At 72.0% G+C, this 15076-nt stretch carries 13 protein-coding genes; 11 read left to right on the top strand and 2 right to left on the bottom strand.

Annotated features, from left to right (window positions below):
- Nucleotides 1-61 precede the first annotated feature (61 nt).
- Nucleotides 62-745, top strand: coding sequence for a response regulator transcription factor (locus R0146_RS04080; protein WP_317691586.1), 684 nt, complete (start codon nt 62-64; stop codon nt 743-745).
- On the opposite strand, the gene R0146_RS04085 is transcribed toward R0146_RS04080, so the two are convergent.
- Entirely contained in the window at nt 712-2121 is a 1410-nt protein-coding gene (locus R0146_RS04085; RefSeq protein ID WP_317691587.1) for a sensor histidine kinase, read from the bottom strand. The genes R0146_RS04080 and R0146_RS04085 overlap by 34 nt on opposite strands.
- Before the next feature lie 333 nt (nt 2122-2454).
- On the opposite strand from R0146_RS04085, the gene R0146_RS04090 reads away from it, so the two are divergent.
- The 6 genes from R0146_RS04090 (at nt 2455) to R0146_RS04115 (ending at nt 8170) form a co-directional block, all read left to right on the top strand.
- The gene (locus R0146_RS04090; protein WP_317691588.1) at nt 2455-3492 is read left to right on the top strand and encodes a phosphodiester glycosidase family protein; all 1038 of its coding nucleotides are present in this window, start codon (nt 2455-2457) and stop codon (nt 3490-3492) included.
- A gap of 97 nt (nt 3493-3589) precedes the next feature.
- Nucleotides 3590-4051 carry a GNAT family N-acetyltransferase gene (locus R0146_RS04095; protein ID WP_317691589.1) on the top strand — a complete coding sequence of 154 codons (462 nt, stop codon included), beginning with the start codon at nt 3590-3592 and terminating at the stop codon, nt 4049-4051.
- A 222-nt stretch (nt 4052-4273) separates the two neighbouring features.
- Nucleotides 4274-4909, top strand: a complete 636-nt coding sequence (locus R0146_RS04100; protein WP_317691590.1) for a CueP family metal-binding protein — start codon at nt 4274-4276, stop codon at nt 4907-4909.
- Between the two features lie 34 nt (nt 4910-4943).
- Nucleotides 4944-5978 carry a response regulator gene (locus tag R0146_RS04105; protein ID WP_317691591.1) on the top strand — a complete coding sequence of 345 codons (1035 nt, stop codon included), beginning with the start codon at nt 4944-4946 and terminating at the stop codon, nt 5976-5978.
- The gene (locus R0146_RS04110; RefSeq protein WP_317691592.1) at nt 5975-7117 is read left to right on the top strand and encodes a sensor histidine kinase; all 1143 of its coding nucleotides are present in this window, start codon (nt 5975-5977) and stop codon (nt 7115-7117) included. The genes R0146_RS04105 and R0146_RS04110 overlap by 4 nt, the downstream gene beginning before the upstream one ends.
- 69 nt (nt 7118-7186) lie before the next feature.
- Nucleotides 7187-8170: an aldo/keto reductase gene (locus tag R0146_RS04115; protein ID WP_317691593.1), complete on the top strand. Its 984-nt coding sequence runs from the start codon at nt 7187-7189 to the stop codon at nt 8168-8170.
- A 162-nt stretch (nt 8171-8332) separates the two neighbouring features.
- On the opposite strand, the gene R0146_RS04120 is transcribed toward R0146_RS04115, so the two are convergent.
- The gene (locus R0146_RS04120; protein ID WP_317691594.1) at nt 8333-9136 is read right to left on the bottom strand and encodes an NUDIX domain-containing protein; all 804 of its coding nucleotides are present in this window, start codon (nt 9134-9136) and stop codon (nt 8333-8335) included.
- Between the two features lie 449 nt (nt 9137-9585).
- Here R0146_RS04120 and R0146_RS04125 point away from each other — a divergent pair, with 449 nt between their 5' ends.
- The 4 genes from R0146_RS04125 (at nt 9586) to R0146_RS04140 (ending at nt 15006) form a co-directional block, all read left to right on the top strand.
- The gene (locus tag R0146_RS04125) at nt 9586-10257 is read left to right on the top strand and encodes a 4a-hydroxytetrahydrobiopterin dehydratase (RefSeq protein WP_317691595.1); all 672 of its coding nucleotides are present in this window, start codon (nt 9586-9588) and stop codon (nt 10255-10257) included.
- A gap of 54 nt (nt 10258-10311) precedes the next feature.
- A complete protein-coding gene (locus R0146_RS04130; protein ID WP_317691596.1) occupies nt 10312-12162 on the top strand; it encodes a cation:proton antiporter domain-containing protein in 1851 nt (616 codons plus the stop codon).
- 427 nt (nt 12163-12589) lie between these two features.
- Nucleotides 12590-13420, top strand: coding sequence for a PadR family transcriptional regulator (locus tag R0146_RS04135; RefSeq protein WP_317691597.1), 831 nt, complete (start codon nt 12590-12592; stop codon nt 13418-13420).
- Nucleotides 13417-15006 carry a DHA2 family efflux MFS transporter permease subunit gene (locus R0146_RS04140; protein WP_317691598.1) on the top strand — a complete coding sequence of 530 codons (1590 nt, stop codon included), beginning with the start codon at nt 13417-13419 and terminating at the stop codon, nt 15004-15006. Before R0146_RS04135 ends, R0146_RS04140 begins: the two co-directional genes overlap by 4 nt.
- Nucleotides 15007-15076: the final 70 nt, after the last annotated feature.

Genomic DNA, 15076 nt, shown 5'->3' on the forward strand with positions numbered 1-15076 from the left:
GACCTGGGCGTCGTACGCGCCGCGGGGCTGTGGACGTCTCGGCGGGGGCCACAATGGTGGCATGCGTGTGCTGATGGTCGAGGACGATCCCTCCCTCTCGAAGCTCGTCGCCGACGGTCTGCGGAGCGAGGGGTTCCTGGTCGACGTCGTGGCGAACGGCCGGGAGGGGCTGTGGATGGCCCTCGAAGGCGACTACGACGTGGCCGTGATCGACATCATGCTGCCCGGGCTGAACGGCTACGACATCGTCAAGGGGATGCGGGCCCGCCACGACTGGACTCCGGTGCTGATGCTCACCGCCAAGGACGGGCCGTACGACCAGGTGGACGCCTTCGACCTCGGCGCCGACGACTACCTCACCAAGCCGTTCGACTTCGTCGTGCTGGTCGCCCGGCTACGGGCCCTGGTCCGGCGCGGTGCCCCCGAGCGGCCGGCCGTGCTGACCGCCGGCGACCTCTCCCTGGACCCCGGTAGCCACCGGGTGTGGCGGGACGATGAGGAGATCGAGCTGACCGCCAAGGAGTTCTCCCTGCTGGAGTTCCTGATGCGGCGTCGTGACCAAGTGGTCACCAAGGCGCAGATCCTCGACGGGGTGTGGGATCCGGCGTTCGCCGGGGACACCAACATCATCCAGGTCTACGTCAGCTACCTGCGCCGCAAGATCGACGAGCCGTACGGGCGCCACTCCATCGAGACCGTCCGCGGCGTCGGCTACCGGGTGGTCGACAGCCCGGCCGCCGGCTGACCGGGATCCGGGGAGTCCAGCGGCAGCCGTACGGTGAACCGGGCGCCGCCCAGCGCCGAGGCGTCCACCGCCACCGTCCCCCCGTGGTTGGTGACGAGTTCGTGGACGATCGCCAGGCCCAGACCGCTGCCGCCCTCGTCCCGGGTCCGGGCAGTGTCGAGCCGGACGAACCGTTCGAAGACCCGTTCCCGTTCCTCCGGCGGGATCCCCGGCCCGTCGTCCTCCACCCGTAGCACCGCCGCGGCCCCGTCGGCCTCCACCGAGAGCACCACCCGGGAGGCCGCTGCGCGGACCGCGTTGTCGGCCAGGTTGCGCAGCACCCGGACGAGCTGCAGCCGGTCGCCGCGGATCCGGGTCGGCTCCACCTCGAAGAGCACCTCCACCCGCCCGGCGCCACGGGGCCGCCGCGCCTCCTCCACCACCAGGTCATCGAGGTCGACGTCACGCCATCGGCCCGAGGTCACCATCCCGGCGTCGCCGCGGGCGAGGGTGAGCAGGTCGTCGACGAGCCGCTCCATCCGCCGGGTCTCGGTCGACATCACCGGAGCGAGGTCCTGCCATCGGCGCCCGGACGGGTCACCGGTGCCCATCTCCAGGGCGGTGTGCAGGCTGGCCAGCGGTGACCGCAGTTCGTGGCTGGCGTCGGCGACGAATTGGTCCTGCTGCCGCCGGCCGCGTTCGAGACGGTCGAGCATGGCGTTCATCGTCAGCGCGAGCCGCCCGATCTCGTCGTCGACGTCGGAGATCGGCACCCGGGCCTCCAGGTGCCGCGAGGAGATCGACTCCACCGTCGTCCGGATGTCCTCCACCGGTTGCAGCGAACGACTGACCAGCCACCAGGCCACCGCCCCGGCGACGAGGACGATCAGCGGAGTGCCGGCGAGCAGCAGCTTGAGCACGGTGTCGACGGCCTCGTACTGCGAGTCCTGGGAGACCGCCAGGACGGCGGTGCCGGACCGCCCGTCGTACGCCACGCCGGTGGCCGCCACGACGAGACCGGGATCCTCCGTGGGCGCCGGCAGCGGGCTCGCCCCGGTGAGGACGACCTCCCCCACCCCGGGCCGGGCGGTGGTGAGTGGCGTGTTCCCGTTGGTGGAGTAGACGACCGAGCCGTCGGGCCCGAGGAGCTGCACGCTGGCGCCGAGCGCCACCTCGGCGCCGGTCGCGCTGCTCAGCCCGTCGACGCCCTCGCGGCTGATGACCTCGACGACCGCGCTCAGCTGGCCGGTCGCCTCCCGGGTGACCGAGGCCATCAGTGCCGTGTAGAGGGCCAGGCTGACGATGACGGTGCCGACGACCAGGGCGATGCCGACGATCACCATGGTCGCGGCCGCGAGCTTGACCCGCATGCCGATGCCCGGGACGCGCCGCCTCATCTGACCTCCTGTGCCCGCCCGCCGCGACCGGACGCCGCCGGGTGGCGGGCCCAGGCCCGGGTGGCAGGCGAGATCACCTTCTCATCCTCCTCTCACCGCCTCAAGGCACGGTAGAGGGGAACCGCCCTGCCGGTTCGGGGTGACGAGCCGGCTCGGGCTGCGGACGCCCCGTCCGTCGCCCTGGAAGGACCCCTGTGCCAGATCCCGCCATCGACCGCCTCCCCCCCGCATCCGCGGCGCGCCGTCGAGGCACCGCCCCGGTGGTCCCGGCCGGGAGGGCCGCGTCGGCGGTGGCGGTGGCTGGCGGTCCCCGGGGGCCTTCTCGCCGCGCTGGTGCTGTGGACCTCGGTGTCGCTGGGGTCGGCCCTCGCCGCCCCGGGCACCGACACCACCGTGGCGCGGGTGGCGGAGTGGGCCCGCGACCACCACCTGGGCGGCGCCGTCACCCTGCTGGAGCAGTGGCAGTACCGGCTCGACCCGCCGAAGTCCGGCGGCACGCCCGACGCGGCGGCGCTCGACGCCGGGGGCAGCGGCCCGATCCGCACCCGGACCACACGTCCCGCGACCATCCCGTCCCAGGCAGGGCCGGCGCTGCCCGGTGAGGGGCAGTGGCATCCGCTGTACTCCGCCGGGGGCGACACCGCGGCGATGGTCGCCTCCCTGCGGCCGGACGCCGTGTACACCTCGTACGTCGTCCATGTGGTGTGGCTGGACCCGAAGCTCAACTCCTTCGTCCTGCACCCCGGCACCAAGGAGCCCGGCCCGATCGGCGGGCAGACCAGCCGGCTCAGCGGCCAGCCGGCGAACACCGTCCTGGCCAGCTTCAACAGCGGCTTCAAGATGACCGATGCGCGCGGCGGCTACTGGCAGGCGGGTCACACCGTGGTCCCGCTGCAGACCGGCGCGGCCTCGATGGTGCTGGGCACCGACGGGTCGCTACGCGTGATGACGTGGGCCGGCGGAGAGCCCGGGACGGGGGTGGCAGCGGTCCGGCAGAACCTGATCCCGCTGGTGCACGACGGGAAGGTGGCCCCGGAGGTCGCCGACCCGAGCGGCGCGGTCTGGGGCAAGACGGTGGGCAACGCGGCCGCCGTCTGGCGCAGCGGCATCGGCACCCGGGCCGACGGCTCGACCGTGGTGGTGCTCGGCCCGTCCCTGACGGTCGGCGCGCTGGCCCAGATCCTGCACGATGCGGGGGCGACGGAGGCGACGCAGCTCGACATCAACAAGGACTGGACCAGTTTCATCACCTACCGCCACGGCGCCTCCGGGCCCGTCGCACAGAAACTGAGCCCCGACGAGGTGGCCGCCGCCGACCGCTACCTGCAGCCGTCCAGCCGGGACTTCGTAGCGGTCATGCCGCATCCCTGAGCTGTACGCAAGCGATACCGACAGACACACAGGTTGCTCACAGGCAGCGGGGCGTCACAGAGTTGGAGCCGGGCGTTTCCGGTGTCATCATCACTGCATGGCTATCACCCTGCCCTTGACCGTCAGGCACACGACGGAGGGCGACATCGAGGCGATCCTTCGCCTGGAGAAGTCTACGGACACGGCCGAATGGCTTGGTCCGACGGGCCGCGACTACCACGAGGCGGCTCTGGCTGATCCCGACCAGGAGCACCTGCTGCTGTTCGTCGGCGACGAGCTGGCCGGCTACGGCGTGCTCGCCGGAATCCTCGACGGCGGAGACATCGAGCTCCGCCGCATGGTCATCGCCCCGGCTCACCGCAGCCAAGGCTTCGGCCGCCGATTCGTCCGCTACATCGTCGACTACGTCCGTGAGACGTACGCCTGCCGTGGCATGTGGCTGGACATGAAGTGCCACAACGACCGCGCCCGCAAGCTGTATGCCAGCGAGGGCTTCACCTCTTTCGTTCCGGCCCGCGACGGCAAGCTCGGCCGGTCCTACATGCGTCGCAAGTTCTGACCCCCGGGGCGTACGCCGCACTCCGCGGCCCGGCCCCCATCCCGCCGACCGGCGGGACCTCCCGATCTTGACCGGATCTTGACAGAAGGGATCCGGCGTCTTGACCTGCCCGCGAATGGATGGTCAAGAGCGGTTGCACGTCCGGTCAAGGCCCGGTGCAGGGAGCACGGGTCGCCGATCGGCACCGGGTGGCACCGCCCACCGACGATGTCTGGAGGAACCGTGACGAAGCCCCTGCCCGCCCTCGTGGTCCCGGCGGTCATGACCATCGCCGCGCTCACTCTGAGCGCCTGTGCCGCCACCGCCCCGCGCGGTGCCACGACGTCGACCTCCGCACCGGGAGGATCGGCGTCCGCGGCGGCCCCGGCCACCGACCTGGCGAGCGTCGACGCGGTGCTGGCCACCGCCGGTCTGCAGGGGCGCAGCACCGAGGACGTGGTGGCGGCGCTGGAGGCCTCGACCGAGGACCGCACCGCCGGCCCGGTCGCCTCGGTGCGCCACGACCAGGTGGTGCTGACCGCCGGCGACCGCCAGGTCGCGATGGCCCTGCCGGCGGGCCGGACCTACCTGTCGATCGCCCCGTACGAGAAGAAGACGCACGACTGCTACAACCACAACCTGGCCACCTGCCAGGGCGAACTCGCCGGCGCGCAGGTGCATGTGACCATCACCGACACCGCGGGGGCGTCGCTGGTCGACCAGGACGTCACGCTCGGCGCCAACGGGTTCGCCGGCTTCTGGCTGCCCCGCGACATCCGGGGCACTGTGACGGTGACGTACGCCGGGAAGACCGCCACCCAGGACATCGCCACCGGCCCGGACGACCCGACATGCCTGACCACCCTGAAGCTGGGCTGACCCCGGCGGCGGGTGCGCCCGGGAGAGCGCTGCGGTGACCGGGGAGCACGGCGGAGTGACCGGGGAGCAGGGCGGGGTGACCGGGGAGCAGGGCGGCACGCCCCGGGATCGTGGCGGCACGCCCCAGGAGCAGGGCGGGGTGACCGGAGACCGTGGCGGCGGGGCGCCCGGGGCGACGTATCGTCGGGACATGGATCCCACCGGTGACGCCACCCCCCGCGTCCTCGTCGTCGACGACGAGAAGGCCCTGGCCCGGATGGTCGCCAGCTACCTGGACCGGGCCGGCTACCTCACCCGGCTCGAGCACACCGGCCCGGACGCCCTGGCGGCCGTACGCTCCTGGGCTCCGGACGTGGTCATCCTCGATCTCGGCCTGCCCGGGATGGACGGGATGGAAGTCTGCCGGCAGCTGCGGCGCACCTCCGACGCGTACGTCATCATGCTCACCGCGCGCGACGACGAGTTCGACACGCTGATGGGGTTCGCCGCCGGGGCCGACGACTACGTCACCAAGCCGTTCAGCACCCGCACCCTGGTGTCCCGGGTGCAGGCGGTGCTCCGTCGTCCACGGACCCGGGCCGAGGCCGCGGCGGGCCGAGAGTTCGCCCCGGGCGGATCCGCGGGGGACACCGTTGGGCAGGCCGGAGTCGGGCAGGCCGGACCGCGCGGTTCCGAGGGCCCGGGCGGCGCCGATGGGCGGGACGAGCGGACCGCGGCGGGCCCATCGGTCCCCGACGGGCCGAGCACGGCTGTCGAGGCGGATGCACTGGAGCGTACGTTCGGCGGACTGCGGATCGACGTGGCCGGCCACGAGGCGTTCCTCGACGGGGAACGCCTCGCCCTGACACCGACCGAGTTCAGCCTGTTGCTCACGCTGTCCGAGCGGCCCCGCTGGGCGTTCAGCCGCCGCCGGTTGCTCGACGCCGTGTGGGGCGAGCACTGGGTCGGCGACGACCACCTGGTCGACGTCCACATCGCCAACCTGCGGCGCAAGCTCGGCGACGACCCCGAACGGCCTCGGTTCGTCCTCACTGTCCGCGGCGTCGGCTATCGGATGGGCCGGGGGTGAGCCCGACGCGGCGCCGCGCGGCCAGCCTGTCCACCCGGCTGCTGGTCACCCAGGCCGTCGTGGTGGTCGCCAGCCTGGCCACCGCCGGACTGGTCTCCTCGTTGATCGGGCCGATGATCTTCCACCGGCACCTGGTGGAGGCCGGCGCCACCGCTGACTCCCCCGAGCTGGCTCACGTCGAGTTCGCCTTCCGCGACGCCGGCGCCCTCGCCCTGGCCGCCGGGCTGGGGGTCGCCGTGGTGGTCGCGATCGCCGTCAGCTGGTACGTCGGGCGACGGCTGCGGACGCCGCTGCGCGACCTGACGCATGCCGCCGGCCGGTTCGCGGCCGGCGAGGAGACGGTCCGGGTGCCCGAGTGGGGCAACGGTCAGGAGATCGACGAACTGGCCACCGCCTTCAACGCGATGGCCGACACCATCGCCCACGCCGAGGAGACCCGCCGCCGGCTGCTCACCGACGTCGGCCACGAACTGCGGACGCCGCTGGCGACGATGGCCGCCCACCTCGACGGGCTGGAGGACGGCATCATCGCGTGGGACCCGCAGCTGCAGGACCTGTTCCGCGACGAGGTGACCCGGATGAGTGCCCTGGCCCGCGACATCTCCGCGGTCTCCCGGGCGGAGGAGGGCACCGGCGACCTGCACCGGCAGCGGATCGACCTGTCCGAGGTGGTCGCCGCCGCCCACCACGAACTCGCCGGGGCGTACGCGGACAAGGGCGTACGCCTCGCCGTCCCGTCCGCCGACCCGGCGCACGCAGCGGACCGTACGGTCCTCGCCGATCCGGCCCGGATCGGACAGGTGTTGACCAACCTGCTCAGCAACGCCCTGCGGCACACCCCGCCGGGAGGCGCGGTGACGGTGGCGCTGCAGCCGGCGGCCGGCATCGAGGAGCCGCACCGGCCGGGGGTGGCGATCACCGTCACCGACACCGGGGAGGGGATCGCCGCCGACCAGCTGCCGCACGTCTTCGAGCGGTTCTGGCGCGGCAGCACGGCGCGGGAGCACGACCACCTCGGATCAGGGGTCGGCCTGACGATCAGTCGCGCCCTGGTCCGCCGCCACGGCGGCACGCTGACCGCGGCGAGCGACGGCCCCGGCCGCGGCAGCACCTTCACCCTCTGGCTGCCCGGACTCTAGACTCCCGAGCAGCGAGCAGGACGGCCCACGGAGCCCCGTCGGGTCGTACGCCACGGAAGGGAAATCGCCATGGACCAGATCCGTCTCGGTGACTCGGGCCTCACCGTCAGCCCCATCACCATCGGCTGCATGAGCTTCGGCACCCCGGGCGAGGGGCCGCAGAAGTGGTCGCTGGGCGAGGCCGACAGCCGCGCAGTGATCCGCCGCGCCCTGGACGCCGGGCTGACCACCTTCGACACCGCGGACATGTACTCGCAGGGTCGCAGCGAGGAGATCCTCGGCGCCGCGCTCGCCGATCTCACCCGCCGCGACGAGGTGGTGATCGCCACCAAGGTGTTCTTCCCGACCGGCCAGGGGCCGTACGACCGCGGCCTGTCCCGCAAGCACATCATGAGCGCGATCGATGCCAGCCTGACCCGGCTCGGCACCGACTACGTCGACCTCTACCAGATCCACCGCTGGGACTACGCCACCCCGATCGAGGAGACGATGGAGGCGCTGCACGACGTGGTGAAGGCCGGCAAGGCGCGCTACCTCGGCGCCAGCTCGATGTGGACCTGGCAGTTCGCAAAGGCCCAGTACACCGCCGACCGCCACGGGTGGACCCGCTTCGTGTCGATGCAGGACCACTACAACCTGCTGATGCGCGAGGAGGAGCGGGAGATGCACCCGTTCTGCCTCGACCAGGGTGTCGGCGTGATCCCGTGGTCGCCGATGGCACGCGGCAAGCTGACCCGCCCGCTCGGCCAGCACACCCCGCGCCAGGACACCGACCGGCCGGTCCGGGCCGGGATGTACTCGCACAATCCCGATGCCGACGCGACGATCATCGCGACGGTGGCCGACATCGCCCGCTCCCGCGGGGTGTCGATGGCCCAGGTCGCCCTCGCCTGGGTGATGGCGCAGCCCGCCGTCACCTCCCCGATCGTCGGCGTCACCAAGACCGAGCAGCTCGACGACGCGATCGCGGCGATCGACCTGACGCTGAGCCAGGAGGAGATCGCACGGCTCGAGGCCCCGTACACGCCGCGCCGGCCGGAGGGGCACGAGTGACGGCGACACCGAACTGACCACGACACCGATCTGACCGCAGGGACCGATCTGACCGCAGGGACCGATCTGACCACGACACCGATCTGACCGCAGGGACCGAGCCAACCCGGGATCCGGCGAGGCGGACCGGGCGGACGCCGACATCCGACCGACCCGGGTGAGTCAGCTGATGCCGTCGACCGGACGCCCGTTCTCCAGGTAGACGCAGTGCCGGGCCGCCAGACCGCGGCGTACGCGTCGCCGGACAGGCTTGCGCAGCAGGGTCAGCGCCTCGTCGATCGGGGCGAACCGGTGCTCCGCGATCTCCACCGGGTCGATCACGATGTCGGTGACCTGTTCGGGCGACAGGACGCCGCAGTGGAAGAGGAACCGCAGGCCGAGTTTGCGTCCTTCGCGGGCCGGGCGGGTGTCGACACAGACCAGACGCGCCCCGTCCACGACCAGCCCGACCTCCTCGAACACCTCGCGGCGACACGCCTCCCACGGGGTCTCACCGCTGGCCTCCATGATCCCGCCGGGGATGGTCCAGCCCGCTTTGTAGGTCGGTTTGAGGACGAGCAGGCGACCCTGGTCGTCAAGCAGGATGGCGCCTGCGGAGACCGGGATCTCCTGCGGCACGAACCCGGCGATGGGCTGCACAGGACCCTCACTCGCGGGTGCCACGGGCGCGGTCGTACGCTCCGACATCGCGCCCCGCATCGCGTCCCCCATCGCGTTCGGGGTGCCCTCCCCCGGCGCCCCGAACTGCGCCACCTCCGCGGCCGTTCCGAGCTCGGGCTCGGTCGCGGGGTCGTGGTCCGAGTGATCCGTCGTGGTCATGGATCCAGCATGGACCCGGGCGGCGCCGCGGCCGTCCGGGCCTGCGGAATCGGCGGTGTCGGCAGTGCCTGCGAGATCGGCGGTGCCGGCGAGATCGGCGGTGCGGGCGAGATCAGTGGTGCCGGCGAGATCGGCGTCATCCGTCATCGACGGGCGGGCCCGGCGGGCCCGGACACCTGGTCGCCAACAGCTGCGCGGGTTTCTGGCAGATGCCGCAGTTTCAGTCAGCCGCGGCCCGCCGGCGCGCGGCGGATAGCTGAAACCGCGGCGGCTGACGGAAGGCACCGCGGCTGTTGCACCGACGCCGGGTCGGAGTGCCCCGATGGCACGGGCACCGCGGGGCGGGCGGCCGGTCGGTTCTCCGCTCCCCATGGTGCGGTTCAGACACCTGGCCGACAATGGAGACGATCCAGGACGCGTCGGCCGGCGACCTCGACCATTCACGCCGGACAACACGTCTCCGCCACGAACCAGCCACTCCCAGTCCCAGCGACTCCCCAGTCCCGGTGAGTCTCGCCAGTCCCGGTGAGTCTCGCCAGTCGGGGACGCTCCCGTACGTTCCCCCATCCGAGCCCCCTCCCACGGAAGGCCCCGCTATGAGCACCCTCCTGTCCCGCCGCGAAGCCAGCGTCGCCGCACCCGGATGGCGGCTCCTCGCCGGCCGCCTGCACCTCAGTGCCGATTTCGGCGACTTCGACCGGGCGATGGAGTTCGTCACCGCCGTCGCCGAGGTCGCCCGCACCCTCGACCACCACCCCGACATCGAGATCCGCTGGTCCCGGGTCCACCTGTCGGTCATCAGCTACGACGTCGGCGCCCTCACCGACCGCGACGTACGACTCGCGACCCGGGTCAGCGGCCTGCTGGCCGACCGGGGCGTCCAGCCCGACCACGCGCGACTCACCGTCGTGGAGGTCGCGATCGATGCCCTGGACCGGCCGGCGATCCGGCCGTTCTGGGCCGCCGTGCTCGGCCGCCCGATGCCGCCGGTGGGTTCGCCGGAGGAGAGCGACCTGGAGCTTCCCGACCCCGACCTGGCCGGGCCGCTGATCTGGTTCCAGCAGATGGATGCGCCGCGTCCGCAGCGCAACCGGATCCACCTCGACGTCTGGGTGGCCCACGACGAGGTGCAGCACCGGATCGATCGAGCGCTGGCCGCTGGCGGCCGACTCCTCAGCAGCGACCGTGCGCCGGCGTTCTGGGTGCTCGCCGATGCCGAGGGCAACGAGGCCTGCCTGTGCACCTGGCAGGCCCGCGACCCGGAGTGACCGACCGGCCGCCGTACGATCCCCGGCCTGTGTCCCAGCTCCTACGATCTGCCCATGGAGATCGTCCTCGCCATCACCGGCTTCATCTTCGTCGTCCTGGTGGTCACCTGGTGGGCCGATCGGCTGCGGATCTCCGCGCCGTTGGCGCTGATCCTGGTCGGCGTCGCCGGCTCGCTGGTCCCGTTCCTGGAGGTCCCCGCGCTGTCACCGGAGCTCGTCCTGGTCGGGCTGCTGCCGCCGCTCCTCTACGCCGCTGCGGTGAACACCCCGCTGGCGGACTTCCGGTCCAATCTCCGGCCGATCGGGTGGCTGTCGATCGGCCTGGTGCTCTTCACGATGGCCGGGGTGGCCGTCGTGGTGCAGCCGCTGCTGGAGGTGCCGTGGCCGGCGGCCCTGGCGATCGGCGCCGTGGTCGCCCCGCCCGACGCGGTCGCCGCCACCGCCGTGGCCCGGCAGGTCGGGCTCCCGCGCCGGGTGGTGACGATCCTCGAGGGCGAATCGCTGGTCAACGACGCGACCGCTCTGGTGAGCCTCCGCTCCGCCACCCTGGCCCTCACCGCGGCCCTCTCGGCCGGCGCGGTGCTGCTCGACTTCGGTCGAGCGGTCGTCCTCGCCGTCGTCATCGGGCTGGTGGTCGCCCGGCTCGCCGGGCTGTTCTTCCGCCGGCTCCGGGACGCTGCGATGACGGTCGGCCTGTCGTTCCTGGTGCCGTTCACCGCGTACGTGCTCACCGAGTCGGTGCACGGCTCCGGTGTGCTGGCCGTGGTGGTCGCCGGTCTCACCCTCGGCCACCGCGCCCACCGTGAACAGTCCGCCGAGGCCCGGGTGTCGGCCCGGATCAACTGGCACACCGTGCAGTTCCTGCTGGAGAACGCCGTCTTCCTGCTGATCGGGCTGCAGACGCGCCAGATCGTCACCGCGGCTTGGGGGGCGGAGGTGGGGACCGGCACGGTGATCGCCGTCTGCCTGGCGGCCCTCGGGACGGTCATCGCGGCACGGCTGGTCTGGCTGGTGGGCACCCGGGTGTTCCTCGTACGTCGCGGCGGTCGACCGTGGGCCGAGACACTGATCATCGGATGGGCCGGAATGCGCGGAGTGGTCACTCTGGCCGCCGCGATGGCGCTGCCGTTCGACACGCCCGGCCGCCCCGTCCTGGTGCTGATCGCCCTGGTCGTCACCATCGGCACCCTGACGATCCAGGGCCTCACCCTGCCCCCGCTGGCCCGGGCGCTGGACCTGCGCGGACCCGACGCCCGCGAGGACGCGATCGAATCGGTGATGATCCTCCAGCGGGCCACCGCCGCCGGGCTGACCGCCGCCGACGAGGCCGCCGGCCCGAACGATCGGGAGACCGTCGACCTGCTCCGGACCGAGAACACCCACCGCCTCAACACCCTGTGGGAGCGGCTCGGCCGCCCCGGATCGGAGAGGGAGACGCCCGAGGCGGCCCGCCGCCGGCTGCGCGACGTCGCGCTGCAGCGGGAACGCGAGGTCATCCTCGACATCCGCGACGAGGGGCAGGCCGACCAGACCGTCATCGCCGAGGTACTGAGCGTGCTGGACCTGGAGGAGGTGATGACCCAGCGCGTCGGCGACCGCCACGACGCCATCCGCGGCGCACTCCCCGCCGTGCACAGCATCGCCGAGGCGTGCGCCCACCTGCGGGAGGCCACCGACATCGCCGTCCCCACCTGCTTCACCGGCTGTCCCGACTGCGAGCGGGAAGGGCTGACATGGGTCCACCTGCGGCTGTGCCTGACCTGCGGCAACGTCGGCTGCTGCGAGTCCTCCCCCGGCGACCACGCCCGCAAACACTTCGAGCACACCGGCCATCCGGTGATGCGGTCGTTCGAGCCCGGCGAGTCGTGGCGCTGGTGCTACCTCGACGAGGTCATCTCGGACTGAATCGGGCAGCGCACCAGATCACGGCGAACCAGATCACGGCGAACCGGATCAGACGACGTGGACCTGGATTGGCGGCCGTTGGGAGATCTCGCGGCGACCCCGCGGCGGGTCCGGTCGCCAGGTCAGTGTTCCTGCGAATGACCATAGGGGAAACCTATGGTCATTCCGACGAGGACAATCCCCGCTCGCGACACGCCGCCGAGTGCGCCGCACCGCGCCGCATGAGAATCCCGGCCGTATGAGAATCCCGGCCGCATGAGCATCACGGCCGCACGAGCATCACGGCGGCATGAGCATCCGGCTCCACACGCGTCTCGACCCTCAATACTCCAACTGGAATAATCGACGCGGAGCCCCTATCGTGTGACGGCAGCCACACGACCGACGACCGCACGCCGAGCACCGCCGCGCCCCAGAAGGAGGAGCCATGTCACTCACCCCCTTGCAGCTCTCCGCGCTGGCGATCCTGCACGAAGGTCCGTCGCACCCGTACGAGGTCTACCAACTGATGTTGCAGCGCCGGGAGGACCGGGTGGTCAAGGTCCGTCCCGGCACGCTTTACCACGCGATCGGCCGCCTGGCCGACGACGGACTGCTGCAGTCGTGCGGCACCGACCGGTGCGGCAACCGGCCGGAGCGTACGACCTATCGGATCACCGACGCGGGACGCGCCGCGCTGCGCGCCACCGTCGACGAGTGGGTGTCCCGGCCGGTGTACGAGTACCCGCGCTTCCCCTGCGCGGTCGCCGAGCTCCATGAGCTGCCCGCCGAGCACGCCCTCGACCTGCTGACCACCCGCGCCGAGCGCCTCGAGAGTGAGCACACCCTGCTCGTCGACACCTTGGCGTACGTCGGCGCCCGCGGGCTGCCGGAGCGTTTCATCCTGGACGTCGACTACCAGGCATCGATGCTGCTCGCGGAGGTCCGCTGGCTGCGCGCCACCGCCGCCCGCATCGCCGACGGGACGATGGACTGGGACTCTCCCGCCCCGCCCGCCGACCCCGGCACCCTGCCGGAGCGTCCGCTGAGCCTGTCGCCGTACTACGACCCGGCCCGCTACGGCCCCCCGGACCCGCCGTACGCCCCGCCCGCCCGCGCCACCACGCCCACCACCCCCGACGAGACCGCCGGCACCGACGAGACCGTCACCACGTACGTCGCCACAACGCCCACCACCACGTACGCCGCCACAACGCCCACCACCGCGTACGCCGCGTACGCCACCGCGTCCCCCGCCGACACCGAGGAGCAGCCATGAGCACCACCCGCGATGATCAGGTCGTCGAGACCCGCAGCCTCGAGGACCACGGCGTGTCCACCGCAGCGGCCTGGCGTGCCCTGGTCGCTCTGGTGATCGGGTTCTTCATGATCCTGATCGACACCACGATCGTGTCGGTCGCGATGCCGCACATCATCACCGGGCTGGACACCACGCTGAATGCGGCGATCTGGGTCACCAGCGCCTACCTGCTGGCGTACGCCGTGCCGCTGCTGATCACCGGCCGCCTCGGCGACCGCTACGGCCCGAAGAACCTCTACCTCATCGGCCTGGCGGTCTTCACCGTCTCCTCACTGGCCTGTGGCCTGTCCGGCACGGCCGGTGCACTGATCGGCTGGCGGGTGGTGCAGGGCCTCGGCGCGGCACTGATGACGCCGCAGACGATGGCGGTGATCACCCGGCTCTTCCCGCCGAAGGAGCGCGCCCAGGCGATGTCCCTGTGGGGCGCGACCGCCGGCGTCGCCATGCTGGTCGGCCCGCTGCTCGGCGGCCTGCTCACCGACGGGTTCGGCTGGGAGTGGATCTTCTTCGTCAACGTGCCGATCGGCGTCATCGGCTTCGTCGCCGCCGTCCGGCTGGTCCCGGCCCTGCCGGTGCACGGGCACTCCTTCGACTGGCTCGGGGTGATCCTGAGCGCGCTCGGCACCTTCCTCGTCGTGTTCGGGATCCAGGAGGGCAACACCTACCACTGGGCGGGCATCACCGGCGATCTCACCGTCGCCGGCCTGCACACACACATCCCGGTCTCGGTCTGGGGCCTGATCGTCATCGGCCTGGTGGTGCTGGCGCTGTTCGTCGTCTGGCAGGCCATCAACACCCGTGAACCGCTGGTGCCGCTCGCCCTGTTCCGCGACCGCAACTTCTCCGCCGCGAACGCCGCCATCACCGTGATGGGCTTCTGCGTGGTCGGCACCTCGTTCCCGCTGATGCTGTTCTACCAGGAGGTGAAGGGCCTCACCCCGACCCAGTCCGCCCTCACCATGATCCCGATGGCCGTCCTGTCGGGCGGTCTGGCGCCGCTGACCGGCAAGCTCCAGACGAGGGTCAATCCCAAGTGGCTGGCGATGCTCGGCTTCCTGCTGTTCGCCGTCTCCCAGGTGTGGACCTGGGCGGTCACCCATCCGGACACGCCGATCTGGGTGTTCCTGCTCCCGCTGGCCCTGATGGGCGTCGCGAACAGCCTGATCTGGGGGCCGGTCTCGATGACCGCCACCCGCAACCTCTCCCCGCAGCTGGCGGGCGCCGGGTCGGGCATCTACAACACCACCCGGCAGATGGGCAGTGTCCTCGGATCGGCGTCGATCGCGGCGGTGATGACCAGCCGTCTGCAGGTGGAGATGAGCCGGGCGGTCGAGGCCCTGCCGCCGGCGGCACGTACGCAGATCCCTGCCGGCACCGCCACCGAGGGCTTCTCCGGCACGCTGCCGCCGTTCCTGCACGACGCCTTCGCCTCGGCGATGGGCCAGTCGATGCTGCTCGGCGCCGGGGCGGTCCTGCTCGGCCTGGTCGCGGCGCTGTTCTTCGCCAAGCCGCCGGCCGAGCACATGAACCGGCCGACCCGCTGAGTCGTACGTTCCCGCGGGAACGTGGCTCGGACGCGCGGGAACGTGAGCGGCACGGCGTACGGAGCCGGAT

Origin of the sequence: Raineyella sp. LH-20 (genome assembly GCF_033110965.1) — a bacterium.
Taxonomy (GTDB): domain Bacteria; phylum Actinomycetota; class Actinomycetes; order Propionibacteriales; family Propionibacteriaceae; genus Raineyella.